2 protein-coding genes are annotated in these 4,387 nt (G+C 47.0%); both read right to left on the reverse strand.

Annotation, left to right across the window (positions count from 1 at the left end):
* Positions 1–3,171 (reverse strand): hypothetical protein (locus GX466_08490; GenBank protein NLH94231.1); only part of this gene is annotated, 3,171 nt, incomplete at its 3' end.
* Complete coding sequence (locus GX466_08495; protein ID NLH94232.1) at positions 3,168–4,088, reverse strand: DUF4007 family protein; 921 nt, start codon at positions 4,086–4,088, stop codon at positions 3,168–3,170. The genes GX466_08495 and GX466_08490, both read right to left, overlap by 4 nt.
* Positions 4,089–4,387 lie beyond the last annotated feature (299 nt).

Consider the following 4,387-nt stretch of genomic DNA (forward strand, 5'->3'; position numbering starts at 1 on the left):
ATCCTGCCAGCTTTGAACGGGTTTTTTCATGACGATTGCAGCGACCTGGAATAACCAGTCATCATCGCATTCTTTTTCTTTAATTAAAGCCGCAAGAAACGGTTTCAAATCGGAATCTAAACAGATTTTCAGCACTGGTTCCGCTTGATTCTTGAGATCATGTCGGAGTTCAGTTAGTGTTAGCGTTCGTGATGTCGTTTCAGCCATGGCCAGAATAAAACGTCCGAGTATTTTTTTAACGAATGCATCAAACGCATCTCGCAGTTCCGTTAATGCGTTCCATAATGTTTTTCGGAGGTTTGCCGCATCAGGAATTTGTGTTTGGTCATCAATATGATATTCAACGGGCGGATAGCCTAAGGCGACCGGAATATCCTGAAAGAGCAACTGCTGCGGATCTTTGGCATTGATAATTGCATTTCTCAGACGCAGCGCATTCGCGCTAAGTGTGCGTGTTGCCCGGGTGTACTCTGGAAGAGACTTGATAAATTCTGTCAACGGCACGACGACAGATAAGAGTGTTTGATTGCGGACGTGCAGGGCAAGTTTCAAGTCTGTATTGATGACCTGGTAGTACGTGCGGATCACTTCTGAACGGATGCCTGATGGCTTGTAGCATCGCAAACTGAAGAGTTCAGGACGACGCATGAGCAAGGTAATCTCCGCATCACCCAAAAATGGTTTGAATACATTCTCTTCATAAACAGCTACCTCGTCGGAATGGACAAGCAGATAATGCGACAATAAAAGCGGCGCCGGCCCCTCGCGCAGGCCAAAAGGAGGTCGTTTTAAAACATCCAGCATTTGCCTGACCGGAAGCTTCTGCCCTGTTCTATCGGTTTCCTCAAGCATGCGATCAAACAGATCCCATATGGCAGCCAATTGAGGCTGATTTTTTTTATCAGGTTTTACAAGAACCCACGCCCCCTCTGAATTTTTCCGGTGAAGACCTGTTTCTTTAATAACCGTGCGGTACAGGGCGACTTCTGGTCCATATCCGGTAAGGCCGATGTCCTCGCATGCGGATTGGTTGGCTAAAGCTTCACCGACGCGATTGCGTGCCGCGGCAGCCATACTGGATATTCGCGTAACATTGATCATTTCGTTATTGATGCGGGGACATTCTTCATAAATATGATCGCACAAATCCGAAACCAGGGAGGATAGCTCGCGATGTCTTTGAATTTCCCGTTCTTGACCTGCCGCATACCAGCTTACCAGACCCATGTCCGGAGCAAAGGCCTTATCTAAAAATGTTATCAAGGCCTGAGCAGCCTGGCCGGCACGATGTAATGCCTCGCGTCGTGCGACGCCGTCACGCTCTAATTGTGGTGCACCGCAAGCAGCACGTGTCGCAGCAGCTTCTATCATTAATTGCTTAACTTGGCTTAAGCAGGGCGCATAGCCGACAATGACGGGATGGCCCTCTGCTGCAATTTCAAGGAGGCTTTCATGTTTTTTCTGTTTTCCCAACATTAACCATAACGTGCCGTCGGTTTCACCTTCAAGATGCGGCATCTTCTTGATGGCAGGGATATCGTCCTCGGTACACCAGCGCACAGCAAAATCACGAAATGTTCCCGTTTGGATAGAATGCCGCGCCGCAACAAGATTCGGACGTGGCGCAATTTCTTCCAAGAGTTCGCCGATAGGTCTCAGGGAAACTTTTCCTCGTTCAAGCAGTATTTCGCGATCCAGGTCAAAATCGCTACCCTCCCAAAGCCGATACTCGTGCGCATATTCCCGATAGAGTAGAACGCGTTTTTCTACCAAGTCGCGGAGAAGATCCTTTGTTTTATGTTTTCTTCCTGAATGGGCTGTGACCAATGCAGCATGAATCATTTTCTCCGTCGCCGCTATGCCCGGCAACGTCGAAAGGAGATTTAACACGCCTATTGTTTTTAATAGTTTAATTTCATATGTGTCCAAATGGCCCTGTGCGGCAATCATGGCGTGAATCTCAAGCCATCGCTGGTTCTCTGAACGATCCGCATGCCGGATCATGCCTGTTTCGTTAAAGTAATCATACAACATGTCCAAGCCGATGACCGGCAGTGCATCGCGTTCTTCCAATTCTAATCTTTTCAGGCAATCAGCAAATGCGTGTGCTTCGCCACTGGTTAGAAAAGAGAAGATTGTTCTGTCGTTTTGCGCAAAACGCCGTGTCAATTCACCGATAAGATAAACCGCTAAAGGATGAAAAGGGAAAAACGACTGAATGGACTCCTTATCCAGCTCAGGCATTCCGTCCAAATGAAATCCAGACATTGCGTTCACCATTGCTTGCCCCCAATCGGTCAATGTCTTTTTGTGCGCCATCTGCATAGTCGTAATACGAAGGGCATCTCGAATCAGGGCAAAACTTCGTGCCGGTGGTTCAATGTATGAGCGATCCTCAAAACGACCTTGAATTTTTTGCCACTCTTCACGCTGAACTCGATTTAAAGCGCCAGAATAAGAGCTAAATGCTTGATGGAGACACACCCATAAGAAGATGGATTTGGATTCAGCCAGAGCTTGGAGAATGAAGATGTCGCCCTTTTCTGCATGATGCGCCTGAAACTCTAAATTTTTTCCGAATTCATCTACAACCACAAAAACTGGTCGCTCAGCAACTTGCGCTAAGGTGTTAAATGCATCCACAACACTTCTTGTCGTGGGCCAATCTTTATCCGATAACAGCTTGACATTCTTTCTGAGCTGTTCCCAGTCAGCTCGTTTTGAACGAGGCGATACTGCCTGTATAGCGGATAAAAGACCTCTAACTAATGTGCTGTTCAAAGATTCGTAACGGGAGACCGCTCTGATGCCAATAGCAGGCGCATTTTCGCTGCCCAGTTCTAAAAACCTCTTGAAACGGGTAGCAATCTTTTTATCGACGCTGGAAAGGTTTTTGTAACACAAGTTACGCCTCTTTTGATCGGCGCATGTGAGTGCAAGTAAAAAATTACAGAACGCGCTCTTGCCCGTGCCGTAAGGTCCAGTGAGCGACCATGCATTGACAGATTCACCTTCTATTGCGTCGGCAAGGCGATATAATATGCTGCAACCGACGGGAGTGATTTGAAAACGGTTCAACAGCGCCATATCATCGGCATCACGGTCGAGATTGACGGAACGGGCAACCGATCGATCGATTTTTATCAATTGTAATAGATCAACGTGCCTCATCTTTTCCCTCCGTAATACTTCATCAAGCATTCTTCATACAACGCCGCAGGACTTCCAGTAAATTGTACTTGCCGGATACCATTTGTCTCGGTAAATGTCGCCCCCTTAAATTGTCGGCAAATTCTATCAAGCCTCTGTCCACATTCAGATTCCGTTAGTCGGAATGCCATGCCTGGCGACATAGGGCCATACGCTATTTGAATAAGTGACAGACTGTTTTGCCCCGGATGCCATTGCGCCGCATAATCAAATACGGCAGCCATAAAGACTAAATCTGGTAAATTTGGTTTAGTGCCGGATGAAAAGCGGTATCGATCTTTGTCGGGTGTCTCGACAGCCGGAACAATTAATCCAAGATCGGTAAAAGGACAGCGGATCTCTGCATGTTCGCGTCTTTCAGGCACGAACATGCGGAGAATGCATGATACATCTTTTTCAAATGAGCCAGCAGCGATATCGCAAATCTTCTCCGTCTCTTTTGCTTTGTTATGCACTGCGCTCGTCAGTTCGCGCGCTGTGAATGTCTGAAGTGTCACATATGAAAAGGCGATATTCCAAGTGACGGCAATAAAAGGGGCTCGAAATATCTGCCAATGTAGCAGCCAAAGGCTTGCCGGGTCTTCCAGATAGGGGTCCCACCCTTTTTCTGTGTCTAGCATTTTTTCCCCAAACGCGGTCGGTTTTAAACAACCGGGCTTTGCGTCATCCTCCAAGAGTCGAAAAAGAATGCACCAATACCGAATCGATCTTACCATGTTTTTACCAACTCCAAGTTGCTCAATGGAGTTTTCATCATTAAATACATGCCGATTGGCACAGCATCGGTCGTATCCTTTTTTAAGCCACCCGTACCGCGGTGTAAAAGTTTCATGGCGTCCTGCGCTTCCATTGATTAGCGCTTCATCCAAGGTAATCATTATATTCTCCATATTATTGCTCCGGTGACTGAATTTCTATCAAAGTGTATATGCGTCTCATCGCTGACGACGAGATACTATCGCTGCTGCCAGACACGCTCGGACACATCTTCCTACTCCGCATAGTCGATGAAAGCGATGATCTGCGAAGACCGCTAACATAGATTAGTCAATTGCTGCTAGCCAATGGCCAAAAAAATCATATCGAATGGCTACCCCAAACCATCGGAGCATCTCGTCCTGCCACTAAGTCGTGAGAAGGGCAAGATACAGAATGAGAATGTGTTCAATCGCTTCAC

Source organism: Candidatus Cloacimonadota bacterium, assembly GCA_012516855.1.
Taxonomy (GTDB): Bacteria; Cloacimonadota; Cloacimonadia; order Cloacimonadales; family Cloacimonadaceae; genus Syntrophosphaera.